The sequence below is a fragment of the Lentilactobacillus fungorum genome (genome assembly GCF_016860605.1).
GTDB classification, from domain to species: domain Bacteria; phylum Bacillota; class Bacilli; order Lactobacillales; family Lactobacillaceae; genus Lentilactobacillus; species Lentilactobacillus fungorum.
In genome coordinates, this window is the sequence record NZ_BNJR01000012.1 from 163204 (window position 1) to 179258 (window position 16055).

The following is a 16055-nucleotide window of genomic DNA, read 5'->3' on the forward strand; positions in this document are numbered from 1 at the left end:
TTTGGAAACAATCAGACCGTTCTCACCACTGAATGTTTCACGTGTAACATTTAGTGCCTGTTTAAAGTAAGCCCATCAACAAATTAACAACCATTATCCTTTTACTTCACTTGTCAGATCAACTTTCCAACCACCTTAACTCGTACCTTGGTAGTTTTACCGGGTGCATAAGCTAAGGGGGTCTCGTTAACATCCACCAACTCAAGCGTCTCTTGGCTGGCACCAGCTAAAACAGCTTGCTTCTCAGCAAATTGCTGTGCGTCTTTTAAGGCTACCTCACGCTTAATCTTTTCATAAGAATATAACTTTTCAAAGTCACCACTCACTTGAGCAATGGAAGCCCCAATCGCGTTCGCTACCGGGCCTTTAGGGTTTTGAATAATCGATCGAACCCCTGCCAGTCGTTCGGGCGCAATGATTGAGCCGCCACCCACTAAAATCAAATCAACATCATCCCCGCTGGTTTTCATTTGATCAATAGCGGTTTCAATCATTTCTTTGATTTTACTTTCAACTTTTTTTGCAAATTCCAAGCTAATTCCAGCCACATTCTTTGAATTACCAACTTTTGCTTGACCCAAGCGAACTGCAATATCGGTGGTTGTTAGGGTATCGCCGCCAAACACTAACGCCTTTTCTTCAATTTGATAGCCAACACTTTCCGGCCCAATTGTGATCTTCCCATCTTTGTCTTCCTTAACAAGGCTGCCGCCGCCTAATCCAATGGAAATAATGTCTGGCATTCGAAAATTTGTTCGAATACCCCCCACGTCAACTGCAATCGAAGACTCTCGTGGGAATCCATTAACTAAAACGCCTAAATCTGCCGTTGTTCCACCAATATCCAGTACAACAGCATTCTTTGCACCTGCAAGGTAAGCAGCTCCGCGAATGCTATTAGTTGGCCCGCTACCAATTGTCAGAATCGGATATTGTCTTGCATATTCAATCGACATCAGTGTCCCATCATTTTGACATAAATAAGTTTTGGCGTTTTTGACGCCTTCGTGAATCAATGATTGAGCAAAACCATTGGCAGTCTTTTGGATAACTTTATGAAGTGCCGCATTTAAAATAGTCGCATTTTCCCGTTCAATCAGGCCGATTGAACCAATTGTCGACGATAAAGAAACCGGAAAAGTTTGCCCATATAACTGCTTAATAATTACTTCAGTTCGCTGCTCTTGTTCTGGTTTAATCGATGAAAAAATTCCAACGACGGCAATCGCGTCAACCTCTCCTTGCCACTTTTTAAGCAGATCCCGCAATTCGTCTTCATTAAAGGGCGTAATCGATTCGCCGTTATATTCAGAACCGCCATGCAAAATACGGTATTTTCCAGATAAAATTCCAACCATATCTTGAGGCCAAGCCGTGTACGGCAGAATAGAGACAGACGCTGGATATCCCAACCGAATAACGCCGACTCTGGCAAGGTTTTTCCGTTCCACGATTGCATTGGTACATTGGGTTGTCCCAAGCATTGCATGCGTAATTTTGGCTGGATCAATTCCAGATTGGTCAATAACTGTTTTCATCGAGCGATAAATGCCAGTTTCAATATCTTTGGTTGTATGCGACTTGGTACTCTCAATGACATTCAGCTGATCATCTAAGATAACTGCGTCTGTATTTGTCCCACCAACATCAATTCCTAATCGGTATTTCATACTTTAACCTCCCTATGAACCATCGATTCGATTGGTTCATAATCAAAATGATAGCCAAAATACTTCGGTCCAACTGTCTCCAGCCCCTTTTTAGTCCGCCATTTTTCATCTGCCGGCAAGCCTAATACCGTGATTCGCTTGCCGTATTTAATCGATTCTGATGTACTTGGCACCAAACTATCCATATCTGTTAAACAAATTAGATCAGGAACGCTCGTGACAATTTGGCCGTTTCTTTTAGCAATTAAATTTTCATTTTGAAATTCAATGGTCATTTGCTGACCTTCATCATCATTTAGCCCCTGAACCGTCATCTCACCATAGTTAAAGCCGCCACGAGTTTCTCGAGAAATATCGACAATTTTACCGTCAAATAGATGAAAGCCTTGGGTTAAATTGAGTAATTGCGCCAACTGCCATTTTTTTCCTTTGGTGTGCTGCTTAACAATTTTGCCAACCTCTTCACAACGGGTCACAATCCCTTTAATACCGTTTTGTTTCATTTGCCGGCCAGTTGAAGGGTAGAGTGAAACTGAAGCACTGGCCCCCATTTCAACCACTTGATCTCTTGCTAGTCGCTCAGACCATTTGTCAGTTACCGTTTCAAGGATGCTTAAATTCCCTTTTTCATCCGTTACCACCATTGGCGTCGCCGAAACGCCGCCCAAATGAAAAGTCGTCATTTGAAGTTCTGGAAAGGCTCGGCCCATTCCATCACAGTCAACCAAGGGAATGCCCGCCTGAGCAGCCACAACGATTGGAATCATCGAGTTAACGCCACCAGCTTCCATTGGAAACGTCCCCGCAATCGACTTGCCCAGATATTTTCCCAAGCGATTAAATGCTCTGGTGAACTCATCGCCCTTTGGAAATTTTTCTGTCATCACTAACGGCGCGCCCATTGATGCAGCCGGCATGTACATATCCTCGTCATCGACTTCATCAACTGACAATAATTTTACTGGTCCATTTTTTTCGATCGCAGAAATTGCCATCATCTTTCCAACGTATGGATCACCGCCACCACCCGCGCCAAATAACGATGCGCCGGTAGCAATATTTTCAATATTTTCTTTATCTAAGTACCGCATAATCACTATCGCTCCTTCATTTCAGCCGTTTGCTTGATTTGTTGATGCGCTTCTATTTTTTGTAGGATCAAATAAGTCACAAAGGACAAGATAATTCCCGTTAGTGGATTAATCTGTGGATGAGCAATATTGGGAATTAATCCCATAATGACTGGTGTCGATGCAACAATCCCGCCAAGCAACCAAGCAACAATGCCAGACCACTTAAAACCTGGAGTAGATTCCCACAGGCTGGCATTGCCATGATGGGTTACCCAATAGGCTGCAGACATCACACCAGCCACTGGCGGAATCATCGCTCCTAAGATATTCATCACCGGTGTAAAGTAATTCATAATGCCAACGATAGCTAATCCAGTCCCAGACAGCCCTACCAGAAAAACGGTTATTTTTTGATAACGATCTGGAATTTTAAACGCATTGATAACCGCAATGCCACCTGAAAATGCATTAATGACATTCACTTTCCAAGTCGCTAAAACCAACGCCAAGCCGCCAACTAATGGTGAGCCAATTTTCATGAAAACGCCGTTTAAATCAGCGTTATGATAAACAATCGTTAGAATAGCTCCTACACCAATCATTAAGACACCGGCAGGAATGACGCCAAATATGGCCGCTTTAACAACGTCACGTCGTTTTGGTGAATACTGTGAATAATCACCTGCAATAACGGCTCCAATCGCAAACGAACCCAAAGTAATGGTCAACCCCGTGCCAATCGGTAGGCTGGTAGCAGGATGATAGGCACTTATTTGAGTAAAGTTTGTGGTCGTGAGTGCTTGATAAAGCCCATATAAGCAAACTGCAATTAGATACGGAACCGCAACGTATGTCAGTAATCTAATAACCCTAATGCCATAAATCGCCGTGACAACCATGATCATTCCCCAAATGAGTGATGATAATGGCGTTGGAATTGTTACTCCAAGAGCCTTTAAAAGACTCGCAAAGGCTTCTCCACATACATTGGCCTGAATGCCAAACCACCCTAAACAACCAATTGCAATCAAAATTGAGATGATGCTTCTTGAACCCTGTTTGCCAAAAACCTGTTCTGCAACTTTAACGGTTGGCTTTCCTAAGTCAGCGCTTTGCATGCCTTGAAAAATCATAATGAAAACAACCAGCGCATACCCAATCAAGGCAGTTATCAATGTTTTGCTAAGAGACATGCCCGCAACTAATGTCCCTCCCAAAAGTAGGCTTGGGATTGACACTAATGCGCCAGCCCATACAAACGCCAAACTAATCCAATTTTGATTTCGTTGATTATGATTCATAAAAAGGCCTCCTCATATTATTTAGTCGTTGGGTTTTGGCTGCCAGTTTGCTTTGCTGGAGGTGTCATGTATGTTTGCCGGCTAGGATGAATGCCCATTCGCGCATATAACTCAGTTAGTAGCATTGCACACTGCCCTGCTTCCAGCACCGGGACATCATACCCATCCGAATTGAGTCGGGATGTCATTTCTTCAACAATTCCAGCAATTCCGGTGCATCCCATGACTAGAACACTCACCTGATCATCTTCAATCGCACGTTTGCATTGCTCGTATAAGCTTGTCATTAAAAGATGGCGATCCTTCAACTGAAGAACGGGGATCCCAAGTGTCCGAATTGACGTCGCCCGTGACTGCAAACCGGCCCTGGCAACCGCTCCCTTTAACATCGGCACAACGTTTTCTAATACAGTGACAATGCCAACTGTATCGCCTAAACCAAGCGCCAAATAAACGGCCGGTTCAAAGCCGCCAAAAACCGTGATGGGTAGTTTTTCACGAGTTGCTCGCACACCAGGATCACCAAAACAATTGACAAAAATACCGTCATAGGGCCTTTTCTTTGTTGCCTCAACTGCTGTTTGTACAACTTCTGGTGCCGCAAATGCTTCATCATACTCACTTTCAATCGTGATTGGCCCCTTGCCACCAATTTGAACATGATCAACTTTAGTTGTTGCCATCAAATATTTCTCCATGTCTGCTTTCATGTCGTTACTAAGAATATCTTTTGCGACAACCGGCAGTATATCTAAAAGCCGTAAATCATTTTCCATTAGCAATTACCTCACTTTATAAGATAAACAATCATTTATTTAATTGTTTTCTCATTTATTGATTGTTAATGATGTTACGTTCTTTTTGCCAGTCTGTCATTGTCCTTTACAACAAAAATAAACGCCCCATTTTGTCTAATAAGACAAAATGAGACGTCAGGCAGGATCACCGTTAACAATTCGATAGATTGCCGCAGCTTGATAAACTACCAGTGATTCAGGCATAATGCCAATTTTAAATCCAAAATAGTTACTAATCTTTTTGAGTCGATATTTCGCGGTATTTCGATGAATAAATAAAATGTTTGCAGCATCTTCAACGCTTCCTCGAGCATCTAGTAAGAATACCAATAACGTCTTAATCATACTGGCTGGCAGCTGATTAATTAGTCTTATTCTTGACTCAATCGGCTCGCCGCATTGATTAATGAGTTCCTGACACGATCTGGCAAACTGCAAATCTTGTTCAGAAAACGTCGTCTTGGTAGGAAAAATAATTTCGGTTGTTGGCAAATACTTGTAATGGTTAATGTATGCATCCCTAATTGTCGCTTCACCATGCAAATCATTAAACTTCGTTAAAGTTAACTGCAGATGCTGTTGGCGGGCATAATGAAGAATTGCGGATTGCCAGTCATCCCAATCTTGCAAAGTTGCCGGTCGAGTTACTGGCAAAATTAAAATTTCATCCCGATAAGCTTCACAAATGATCACATTAGCGAGTGAACTGGAAATTCGCTTAATATCCGCCTTAATGCGATTGATATTATCAGCTTTTTCTAAATTACTAATGATTAACAGCATTGACAAAGCGTTAATCGAAATATGATTTTGCTTAGCTAATTGACTAATCTTTTGGGGGCGATTTTGAATAATCGCATCCAGTAAATCAACCAAATTATGATCAGCATCGTCGTTGTCCCACAAATTAAGTGAAATTCGAATTGTTTCAATTGCCTGCTTCTGTAATGTGTGGCTCAGCTCACCATGCTCTTTATAAATAACCAACTGTCTGTTTTTATCATTAACTTTATCAATATAAATATGATTACCAGTTTGATGATTACCACTTTGGCGATTGTTTAGAATCTTACGCCAAATGACATGGTTCGTTTGTGGCCACTGCTGGCTGCTGATCAACGACATTTCTTCGTTCGTAATTGCGACAGATGCTCGTAGCCGATCACTCAACAACCGCAAAACCATGTCGATATTTTGCTGATAGGTCGGCATCGAAGATACTTTTTCAACTAATTCGGCAGAAAAATTTGGATTTTCAATCTGATCATTAAACACTGCAAACATGATTTCAGTAATGACACTACTGTACGTTAACTCAGGTTCATTTTTGGGCATTAGTATCACTAGAAAATCACACTGATTAGCTGTTTCAATCAATTTTGGATCAACTTTTGGGACAACTAGGCCAACATAGAATAAAATGATGCCAAGTTCCCCAGCTTCTGCCAGCGCTCTAATATTTTCACATTGCGCTTCAACATCATCACGAACACTTGCAAAAGCCGTTAGCACCAGTTCATCATTATTAAAGTTAATATGTTTATAAATTTCAGCCTGAGTAGTGGTGATCTGTGAGTATTCCAATACTGAAACTGACGCAACCACCTTGTTAATTGCCGAATCGCCTGCAATCACCTTTGCTCGCTTTAAAGAAGGTAACTGAAGAACGTCTTTTACTGTCACACTGATAGGCATCACCTTCGATAAGATTATTTTTAATAATCCTATCACAATGTGAGAGAAAAATAAAAATCACGACTTGGCCAATGTCTTCGCGACTAATCGCCCAATATTTTCCGCTACTTGAGCAACATCGTGAGGGGCTGTATCTAGCGCTTCTTGGAGCGTCTTCACGCCTGCAACACTGGTAAAAATGGCATCAATTGATTTTTCAGAATACAGCTCATTAATGCCATCACCAACGCTGCCAGCAATCACAATAACCGGTGCGTTCGGGGCCACTTGTTTGGTTGCTAAGGCAACCCCATAAGGAGTTTTGCCAAATTTGGTTTGAAAATCAATTCCGCCTTCTCCAGTAAAGACAAAGTCTGCTCCCTGTGCTTTTTTCTTTAAGCCACTGTATTCAACGACAATCTCTACACCCTTTTCCATCGTCGAATTGGTAAAGGCAAGCAGTCCAGCACCAAGGCCACCAGCGGCCCCGGCTCCCGGATAATCTGCCAAGTCGGCGTGAAGGTCTCGCTTAATAATCTCTGCGTAATGGCGCAAATTATCATCCAAGACCTTTACCATCTCCGGTGTCGCCCCCTTTTGTGGACCAAAGACCGCCGAGGCGCCATCTGGGCCAACTAATGGGTTAGTCACATCAGAAGCAATTAAGATTTCTAAGTCTTTAATTCGCGGATCAACTTTAGAAATGTCAATTTTTTCAAGCTGATCTAACTGGCCGCCACCAACTTCAATCTGGTTACCAGCTTGGTCCAATAACTGAGCCCCAATTGCTTGGGCCATGCCAGCCCCACCATCGTTAGTTGCACTGCCGCCAATGCCTAAAATCAATTTAGATATGCCTTGATCCAACGCTTTAAGAATCAGCTCTCCGGTGCCATAAGTGGTGGTGATCAGCGGATTTCGCGTCTGTTCATTAACAAACTGAATGCCACTTGCTTGAGACATTTCAATCACACCAGTCTGGCCATCCCCAAGGATCCCAAACTTAGCTGCAACCTGGGTTCCAAGCGGGCCAGTTACTTGTTCGGTATAAAAATGGCCACGAGTCGCATCAACTAACGATTGTACGGTACCTTCGCCGCCATCAGCCATTGGAACTAACGTATAATCGGCATCCGGATACACACGGGCGAGCCCGGTTTTCATTGCTTCGGCGGCTTGCTTAGCGGTCAAGCCGCCTTTAAATGAATCGGGCGCAATAACAAATTTCATCACGACACACCTCCTATTTCTTTAGAAGAATCCATACATAACAGTTGCAACAATAGTCATCGAAAGGCCGACCATTGATTCGTAAACAATTGAGCGAGAACGCTCTTTGATTTCCATATGCATGGCGTTTGCCGTCACATGGAAATAATTTCCATGAGGTAAGTGATCAATCACCGTTGCCCCCGTGTGGACCATCGCTGCCGCAGCTAACGGGCTGACGCCAAACCCTAAGATGGCCTTACTAAACGAACCGGTGGCTAAAATAACCCCGGTCGAAGTCGACGCTGCGGCTGCCGCCATCAAGATTCCAGAAATCGGTGCCAAGAAGACGCCGGAAACGTGGCTGACCTTGATCAAACTAATAATTTCAGTCGGCAAGCTGGATGACGTAATCAACGCTCCAATCATACCAGCTCCCAACAGAATCATCACAACATCGGTCATTCGCGTAATTCCTGATTGTGCGTATGATTTCAAATGGCCGCCCTTCTTCATGGCAATTGCGCCGACAATCGCGGCAATTGGCAACACATACATCGCGTCCAAGTTTAATTTAGTCAAAAGACCAATGTGAAAGATTGAGCCAATTGGATTTAATAAAAGTAAAAAGATAGCAAGAATCGGTGTTACCAATGATGATCCCAACGAAGGCAAATCAGCGACATTGGTTTCTTGAGTTAAATTGGCCAAATCGGTATCTAAAACTTTCGACCCTTTGTTTCTTAACAGTGATGCCACTAAAACCGCTACAACTAATCCAATAACTGCCGGAATAAAGTCCGCGATCATCACTTGGCTTAATTCAAGGCCAAACCCTTTAGCAGCAGCAATTGTATTGGGGTTTGGTGAAATAACGTTACCGGCCTTGCCACCACCGGACAAAGCGACTAGCAGGGCTAACTTAGAAATGTGCATCCGTTCGCCAACTTCCAGTGCGATCGGTGCCACAATCAAAACAGCTACCGGAATAAAAACCCCCACACCGGTGATGACCATTGTCGCAAATGCCAAGCTAAATAGTGCCAAGCGGTCACCAAGCTTATTGACAATCGCCCTGGCAATCGTATCGGCGGCACCCGATTCCATCATGACCCCCGCCAGCATCCCCGCGGCAATAACCCGCAAAATTGTGCCAATCACGCTTTGGGATCCTTGAATGAGTACGTTAATCGTTTGAACAAGATTGGCGCCCCCAATTAAGCAACCAATGATCGCCCCTAACATCAACGAATAAACTGGATTTAGCTTCCATAAAATTAAAATAATTGCAAGGGCCAAGCCTAAAAGCGCTGCCCACCAAGGTAAAATTAATGCTCCCATATGTGTCCTCCTTAGAATAATACGCATTTAATAGACCAATCAAATTAATCTCGCTGAATCACCCCCTAACAGACTGATTTATAGCAATTTGCCACTGCGTTTTAAAACCATACCAAAAGTATACACGATTATGTAACCGGATTCATATTACTTTTTGCTCATATTTTTGCTTTTTTGCATATTAAAAGCAAGCAAAGTGGCGATTAAAGATTGCTCACATTTTCTCATTTTAGCATATGAAAAGATTCCGTGAAAAGAAAATTTTTTTCATGTTGCCCCAGTAAAAATGGCCACTCAAAAAGACTGCCATCAATCATCATCGATAGCAGTCCACTACAACCTTCATTTCAATTATGATTCAGTTAATGGTGTCGTCGAAATCTTAGTGCGGTTCAACATAACCGAACTGGTCACAACCGACAACGAGCTAAACGCCATTGCTAACCCTGCCAATTCTGGGCTTAAGGTTAAGCCAACAAAGTACAGGGCCCCAGCAGCAACCGGGATGCCAAGTACATTGTAGATAAACGCCCAAAACAGGTTTAATTTAATTCGGTTAAAGGTCTTTTGACTCAACGCCAACGCCCGGTCGACATCTCGCAGGTCATTTTTTACTAACACGATACCGCCGGATTCAATCGCAATATCCGTACCAGAACCCATGGCAATGCCAACATCAGCGGTACTCAATGCGGGCGCATCATTAATGCCGTCACCGACAAATGCAACTTTGCCACCAGCCTGAAGCGCTTTAAACCGATTGGCCTTGTCTTTGGGTAAAACATTGGCAATGACTTGATCAATCCCAACTTCATTCGCAATTGATTGAGCAACTTGTTCATTATCGCCAGTCAGCATGACCGTTTTGAGCCCTCGATTTTTGAGGGCGGCAACTGCCGCTTGAGACGTTTTCTTAGGGGTATCTTGAATGGCAATTAGGCCAATTACCTGATCAGCTTGGCCGACGACAACGACCGTTTTGGCCTGTTGCTGAAGTTTCTCAAATTGCCGGCTCAACTCCGAAGTCAGTCGAATATTTTCGAGCAATTTGTCATTACCTACAAACGCCATTTGACCATTAATTTCTCCCCGGACGCCTTTGCCTTCAACGGCTTCGAAGCGATCGACGTTCATCATGTCAATTTGTGTTTGCTTTGCTTCGTTTAAAATGGCGACAGCCAAGGGATGCTCAGAAGCTTGTTCCAAACTCGCTGCAATTTGTAAAATCTTTTCACGATCGCCGATGATATTAGTGACCCGTGGTTGACCAACCGTAATGGTTCCCGTCTTATCAAAGACGACCGTTTTAACATCATTTACCGCTTCCAACACTTGGCCATTTTTAATTAAAATGCCCATTTTGGCACTCCTGCCGGTGCCCACCATCAAAGCAGTTGGCGTGGCTAAGCCCAACGCACATGGGCAAGCGATGACGACTACTGACACTGCAAAGATCAGCGAACTTGCAACACTGGCGCCAATCAGCTCATACCACACTAAGAATGTCAAAATGGCAATGATTAAGACTAGTGGGACAAAGACAGCCGACACTTTGTCCGTTAGGCTTTGAATGGGTGCGTGACTATTTTGCGCTTTTTTAACCAACTCAACGATTTGAGCCAACATGGTATCTTTTCCGATTTTAGTTGCCTTGTAGGTCAGTGTTCCCGATCCATTAACCGTCGCGCCCACGACAGCGTCGCCAGCGATCTTTTTAGTCGGCATACTTTCGCCGGTGACCATTGATTCGTCAATCGTTGAACTGCCCGTTGTAATTTCACCATCGACGGCAATCTTTTCTCCTGGCCGAACTTTAATCAGGTCACCCACAACGACCTTCGAAACTGGCAGCTTGATAAATTGGCCGTCACGGAAAACTTCGGCATCCTTAGCTTGCAGGTTGACCAACTTTTTAACGGCACTAGAAGCATTCTGACGCATTCGCGCCTCAAACACCTGTCCTAGCAAGACAAAGGTGGTCACAAAAGCAGCACTTTCAAAGAATACCGGCTGCTTGGTAAGCATTGCATAGATACTGTATAAGTAGGCCGTAGCGGTCCCAATGGCAACCAATGTATCCATGTTTGAATGATGCTTTTTAAACGACGCCCAAGCACTTTTTATAAACGGTCCTGCCGACACCAGCATAATGATCGTCGTTAACCCCAGCATCGTGTACTCACCACCCGGTAACATCCACCCAAATGGTTTTAAGATCATCTCGGCCAGCATTGGCAGCGATAGAATCAGTGATACCCAGAATCGTTTGGTAATTGTCATGGCTCAACCTCAACTTTTCCAAAAAACATGTCCATCCCACAGCTAAAGCTAAATTCACCGGCTTTATCGGTTGGCACACTAACAACTTTAACCACGTCAAACGGCAAAGTCGCTTCAAAGCCCAATTCCTTTGAGTGAACGACGTCTAAACACCCCTGCTCTGAAACCCGCTTAAAGCTGAGCTTGGCTGGAATTCCCTGTTTTAGCTTAATGACTTCCGGCTGATAACCACCCGAAACAATAATCGTTGCGTTTTGTTCTTTTTGATCCATCATCGATTCCTCCAATTATTTAATAATGACTTTGCCATGAAACATATCCATTCCACATGCCCACTGGTATTCACCGGGCGTGCTGGTATCAATTTCAACTGATTCAACCTGATTTTCAGGAAGTGCTTGGTTGATACCAAAATCAGAAAATACTACCCGGTCCAAACAAGATGAAGCGTCTTTTCTGGTGAAGTTCAAAGTAGCCGGCACGTTTCGCTGAAGGGTCACCACTTCTGGCGAATAGCCACCTTTTACCTCAACATCGACGACTTGGTGATGATTAGCAACTGCCGCTGCTGCCTCATCGGTCGCATGCTTACCAAAGAACCACCAGCCGATAAATGCAATGAGTCCTAATCCAATCACTAATACAATGATTTTCATTTTATTTCCTCCCCGTTTACGTTTGTAGATTTATGATTACCTTATGCCTTAAGTTTACGTTTGTCAACTATAAATCAAATTTTTTTCATTCCAAATTAAAATCAATCAACATTAGAATGAATAGGCTGCTTGACAATGCCGCCGCCAACTCAATTTCTTGTATGGTTCTGTCGTCCCTGATACCATCATCTTAGAAAGACTTTTTCCTGTGAATTTATTTAGAAAGGATGCTGATGATTAATGAAGTATGCAGTAACTGGTTCAACCGGCAAATTTGGTCAAGCGGCCATTAAAGTTCTCAAAGATACTATCGGCTCCGGCAATATCATTGCCCTTGCCCGAAATACCGACAAAGCCAAGCGTTTATTCCCAGAGCTTGAGGTTCGCCCTGGTTCTTATGACCTAAAAGACCAGCTGGTGACATCGCTAACGGGCGTGAGTCGCTTGTTATTGATTTCATCGATCCCCGGCCAAACGGTTTCTCGAGTTCAGCAACATCAAAACGTGATTAACGCGGCCAAACAGGCGGGCGTTCAGTTCATTGCTTACACGAGCTTTCCGCGAGCCAATTCAGCGGCGTCTCCCTTAGCTGCAGATCATCGAGAAACTGAGCAGGCTTTGCGCCAATCAGGGATCAACTATGCTTTTCTTAGAAATAATTGGTACTTGGAAAATGAACGGTTATTCTTTAATGACGCGCTAGCCAATCGGCCATTTGTCTACTCTGCTGGTAATGGTCGAGTTGGTTGGGCACTTGAGCGAGAGTATGCGGAGGCGGCCGCCAAAGTCCTCTTGAGTGACGATCCTAAAACTGTTTATGAATTTAGCGGTCCACAGCATGATTACGCTGATTTAGGCCGGGCATTACAAGTTGTGAGTGGTCATCAGTTTGACATTACTTCAACTTCAGACGACGAACTAAGAAAGCGGCTCATAGCAATGGGCATGAAAGAACCCGCCGCGAATCGAGTTGTCTCAATGCAACAGTTAATTAGAAGCGGCGATCTTGATGAACCATCAGGTGATTTGGCAGATGTCTTGGGTCATTCACTGCCAACGTTTGAAGATTCAATCAAAGAAGTACTAGCCAAGCTTCAAAACTAGGTCCCTAGTGATTAAGCTAGCCCTCTAATCTAACAATTTATCCAAAATCCGTAGCAGTCAGGCTGCGGATTTTTACTTATCGTCATTATTCATATCCCTTTCAGCTAGTTGCTTCAACCCATTATTGCCAGTATCATAATGATAGAATGATATCGTTTGGAGGAACATCATGACCTACATTGACGTTGAACACGTTTCAAAAATCTATGGCAGCGGCGAACAAGCCGTCCATGCCAACAATGATATTAACTTTAAAATTCAAAAGGGCGAACTCACCATTATCGTTGGCGCTTCTGGGGCTGGCAAATCAACTTTATTGAACATTCTAGGCGGTATGGATACCCCCACTAAAGGACAAGTGATTGTCGACGGTCACGATATTGCGACTTATTCCAGTAAGCAATTAACCACCTATCGCCGTCATTCAGTTGGCTTTGTTTTCCAATTCTATAACTTGATCCCAAACCTAACTGCCTTAGAAAACGTTGAATTGGCCTCCCAGATTTCTCCTGACGCCTTGGACGTGACTTCAGTCATGACCGATGTTGGCCTAAAGAATCGAATGAACAACTTTCCGGCCCAACTTTCAGGTGGTGAACAGCAGCGAGTCGCCATTGCCAGGGCGATTGCTAAAAATCCTGATTTATTACTTTGCGATGAACCGACCGGAGCCCTCGATTATAAAACTGGCAAAAGTATCTTAAAGCTGCTGCAAGATTTCTGCCATCAAACGGATAAAAATGTCATCATTGTGACCCACAATGGCATGATTAAACCCATGGCTGACCACATTATTGAAATTGGTGACGGCCAAGTAAAGCAAGATGAGTTGAATGGGTGGCCGGAATCGGTTGCCGAAATTGAATGGTAAAGGACAGTATTGCGCATTGCTCGATCACAGGTTGACATTGAAATACGAAAAGCATATATTAGAAACCATTAAGAAATAATGAGAATTTAATGGCATTGATGAAGAAAGTAACGTTTATCCATTTTGTTAAGCGAACCCGGTTTAGTGTGAGCGGGGACAATCGAATAAATGCGAAAATCACTTCAGAGCTGTGGGCTGAACAATTAAGTAAGCAACCACCGGTGCGCAACCGTTAAAAATGCGGCAAATCGTAATATGGCGCTTCTACTCAGATCCTAGCTGGGTAGATCACGTAACTAGGACATATTACCGTTTGTGTAAGGCTTTTTAAGCGAACAAAGGTGGTACCGCGCAAATGCGCCCTTTCAGATAAACAATATCTGAGGGGGCGCATTTTTAATTTCTGTCAACCAAATTTCTTATCAAAAATAAATCTATCATCATTTCTTAATCAAAACTAGGAGGCAGATAACTATGAAACATAAAGGATTAACATTATCAATGATACTTCTATTAGGTGGGTTACTTTCTGCATGTGGCAGTAGCGCCGCGTCGCATCATCAATCATTAAGCGTGACCTTACCTGATGAGCCGGCAACTGTTGACCCTAACACTTCATATGATACCAATAGTGGCAGCGTTATTCAGCAAACTTATGAAGGCCTTTATACTTACGATAAGAACAACCGGCTTGTCCCAGGGGTTGCCACTAAAATTGTAAAACCAACCAATGGGGGTAAAACATACACATTTCATTTAAAGAAAAATGCTAAATGGAGTAACGGCCAGCCCGTAACTGCTCAAGATTTCGTTACATCATTTACTAGAACCGTTAATCCCAAAACGAAAGCACAATTTGCCAGTGTCTATAGCGCTTTTAAAAACTTTTCAGCTGTCCAGGCTGGAAAAATGGCTCCCAATAAGCTTGGCGTTAAAGCACTTAATTCTAAAACGCTGCAAATAACCCTCAGCAGACCGGTCCCTTATTTCAACGGCCTGGTTGCTAATCAATACTTGCCCATCAATACACAAGCGGTCAAAAAATACGGTAAACAGTTTGGAACCAATTCCAAGACGGCAGTTTACAACGGTCCGTATAAATTAGTTGGTTGGACCGGTAGCAATTCAGCTTGGAAATACGTAAAAAATCCGTATTATTGGAATAATCATAACGTTAAAATCCCAACCGTTAACGTTACATTAGCTAAGGATCAAAATACCTCTGTTAATTTATTTAAGGGTGGCAAAGTCGATGTAACGTCCGTCACTGGTCAATATGTCAAACAAAACAAGAACGATTCGCAACTACATACGCACTTGATTGGCCGTGAAAATTATTTGTACTTCAACAGTCAAAAGTCCGCCACCAATTCACTTGATTTACGACAGGCAATGTCTGCGGTCATTGATCGAAAAGAATTGGTAACGAATGTTCTTCAAGATGGCTCAAAACCAATGCTTAACGCTGTTCCCCAAGGTGATCAAAAGAATCCAGCAACCGGTCAAGACATGGCACAGGATGTTGGTAATTTGCTCCCTTACAACGTAAATAAAGCCAAGCAATATTGGCAGGCCTATCAAAAAGCTACCGGAAAAAAGAAAGTTACTTTAAATTTACTAACCGATGATACCGATCAAGATAAACACGTTGGTGAATATATCCAAGCTGCGGCTGAAAAAGCGTTTAATGGGTTAAAGGTTACCGTTACCTCTATTCCGCACGCACAACACGTTGCTAGAGATTTTGCCGGCAACTTTGAAATGAACTTAACCGGTTGGTCAACTAATTGGCTTGATTCTTCGGACTTTTTAGGATTATCCCAATTAAGTAACCAGGTTAACTTCACCCACCTTCGGGATAACAAATTAGACACGCTCATGAACGAATCTAATCAGTTATCTGGTCAGGATCGATATCAAAAATTAGTTGCAGCCGATAAGCAGTTAGTAGCTAACAAAGATTTAGTGCCACTATATCAACCTGCTCAAGCAAATTTGGTTAATAAAAAGGTTGGCGGTCTAAAGTATTCATTACTTCATGACGCCCAATATCAATATGCTTATTGGAAGTAACACCCA

The 16055-nt window shown here is 43.1% G+C and carries 13 protein-coding genes and 1 other annotated feature; of the genes, 3 read left to right on the plus strand and 10 right to left on the minus strand.

Annotated elements, in window-relative coordinates; translation table 11 throughout:
• Positions 1-113: 113 nt before the first annotated feature.
• The 10 genes from YK48G_RS06440 to YK48G_RS06485 all read right to left on the minus strand — a co-directional run bounded on the left by YK48G_RS06440 (position 114) and on the right by YK48G_RS06485 (position 12001).
• On the minus strand, positions 114-1670 hold the full coding sequence (locus tag YK48G_RS06440; RefSeq protein WP_203629895.1) for a hydantoinase/oxoprolinase N-terminal domain-containing protein: 1557 nt from the start codon (positions 1668-1670) through the stop codon (positions 114-116).
• Entirely contained in the window at positions 1667-2761 is a 1095-nt protein-coding gene (locus YK48G_RS06445; RefSeq protein WP_203629896.1) for an S-methyl thiohydantoin desulfurase family protein, read from the minus strand. Before YK48G_RS06445 ends, YK48G_RS06440 begins: the two co-directional genes overlap by 4 nt.
• Positions 2762-2766: 5 nt before the next feature.
• A complete protein-coding gene (locus YK48G_RS06450) occupies positions 2767-4044 on the minus strand; it encodes a cytosine permease (RefSeq protein WP_203629897.1) in 1278 nt (425 codons plus the stop codon).
• A 17-nt stretch (positions 4045-4061) separates the two neighbouring features.
• Positions 4062-4820 (minus strand): aspartate/glutamate racemase family protein, encoded by a 759-nt coding sequence (locus YK48G_RS06455; RefSeq protein ID WP_203629898.1) that lies wholly within the window; start codon positions 4818-4820, stop codon positions 4062-4064.
• Positions 4821-4976: 156 nt separating this feature from the next.
• Entirely contained in the window at positions 4977-6524 is a 1548-nt protein-coding gene (locus YK48G_RS06460) for a PucR family transcriptional regulator (RefSeq protein ID WP_203629899.1), read from the minus strand.
• A 69-nt stretch (positions 6525-6593) separates the two neighbouring features.
• Complete coding sequence (locus YK48G_RS06465) at positions 6594-7745, minus strand: glycerate kinase family protein (RefSeq protein ID WP_203629900.1); 1152 nt, start codon at positions 7743-7745, stop codon at positions 6594-6596.
• Between the two features lie 21 nt (positions 7746-7766).
• Complete coding sequence (locus tag YK48G_RS06470) at positions 7767-9065, minus strand: GntP family permease (RefSeq protein WP_203629901.1); 1299 nt, start codon at positions 9063-9065, stop codon at positions 7767-7769.
• A gap of 351 nt (positions 9066-9416) precedes the next feature.
• On the minus strand, positions 9417-11345 hold the full coding sequence (locus YK48G_RS06475; RefSeq protein ID WP_203629902.1) for a copper-translocating P-type ATPase: 1929 nt from the start codon (positions 11343-11345) through the stop codon (positions 9417-9419).
• Entirely contained in the window at positions 11342-11617 is a 276-nt protein-coding gene (locus YK48G_RS06480) for a cupredoxin domain-containing protein (RefSeq protein WP_203630089.1), read from the minus strand. Before YK48G_RS06480 ends, YK48G_RS06475 begins: the two co-directional genes overlap by 4 nt.
• A gap of 15 nt (positions 11618-11632) precedes the next feature.
• On the minus strand, positions 11633-12001 hold the full coding sequence (locus YK48G_RS06485) for a cupredoxin domain-containing protein (protein ID WP_203629903.1): 369 nt from the start codon (positions 11999-12001) through the stop codon (positions 11633-11635).
• A 240-nt stretch (positions 12002-12241) separates the two neighbouring features.
• Here YK48G_RS06485 and YK48G_RS06490 point away from each other — a divergent pair, with 240 nt between their 5' ends.
• From YK48G_RS06490 to YK48G_RS06500, 3 genes are all read left to right on the plus strand, one after another.
• Complete coding sequence (locus tag YK48G_RS06490) at positions 12242-13105, plus strand: SDR family oxidoreductase (RefSeq protein WP_203629904.1); 864 nt, start codon at positions 12242-12244, stop codon at positions 13103-13105.
• Between the two features lie 166 nt (positions 13106-13271).
• The gene (locus YK48G_RS06495) at positions 13272-13976 is read left to right on the plus strand and encodes an ABC transporter ATP-binding protein (RefSeq protein WP_284692026.1); all 705 of its coding nucleotides are present in this window, start codon (positions 13272-13274) and stop codon (positions 13974-13976) included.
• 86 nt (positions 13977-14062) lie between these two features.
• Positions 14063-14344, plus strand: a binding site (T-box leader).
• A gap of 106 nt (positions 14345-14450) precedes the next feature.
• Positions 14451-16049: a peptide ABC transporter substrate-binding protein gene (locus tag YK48G_RS06500; protein WP_203629906.1), complete on the plus strand. Its 1599-nt coding sequence runs from the start codon at positions 14451-14453 to the stop codon at positions 16047-16049.
• The last annotated feature ends 6 nt before the right edge of the window (positions 16050-16055 follow it).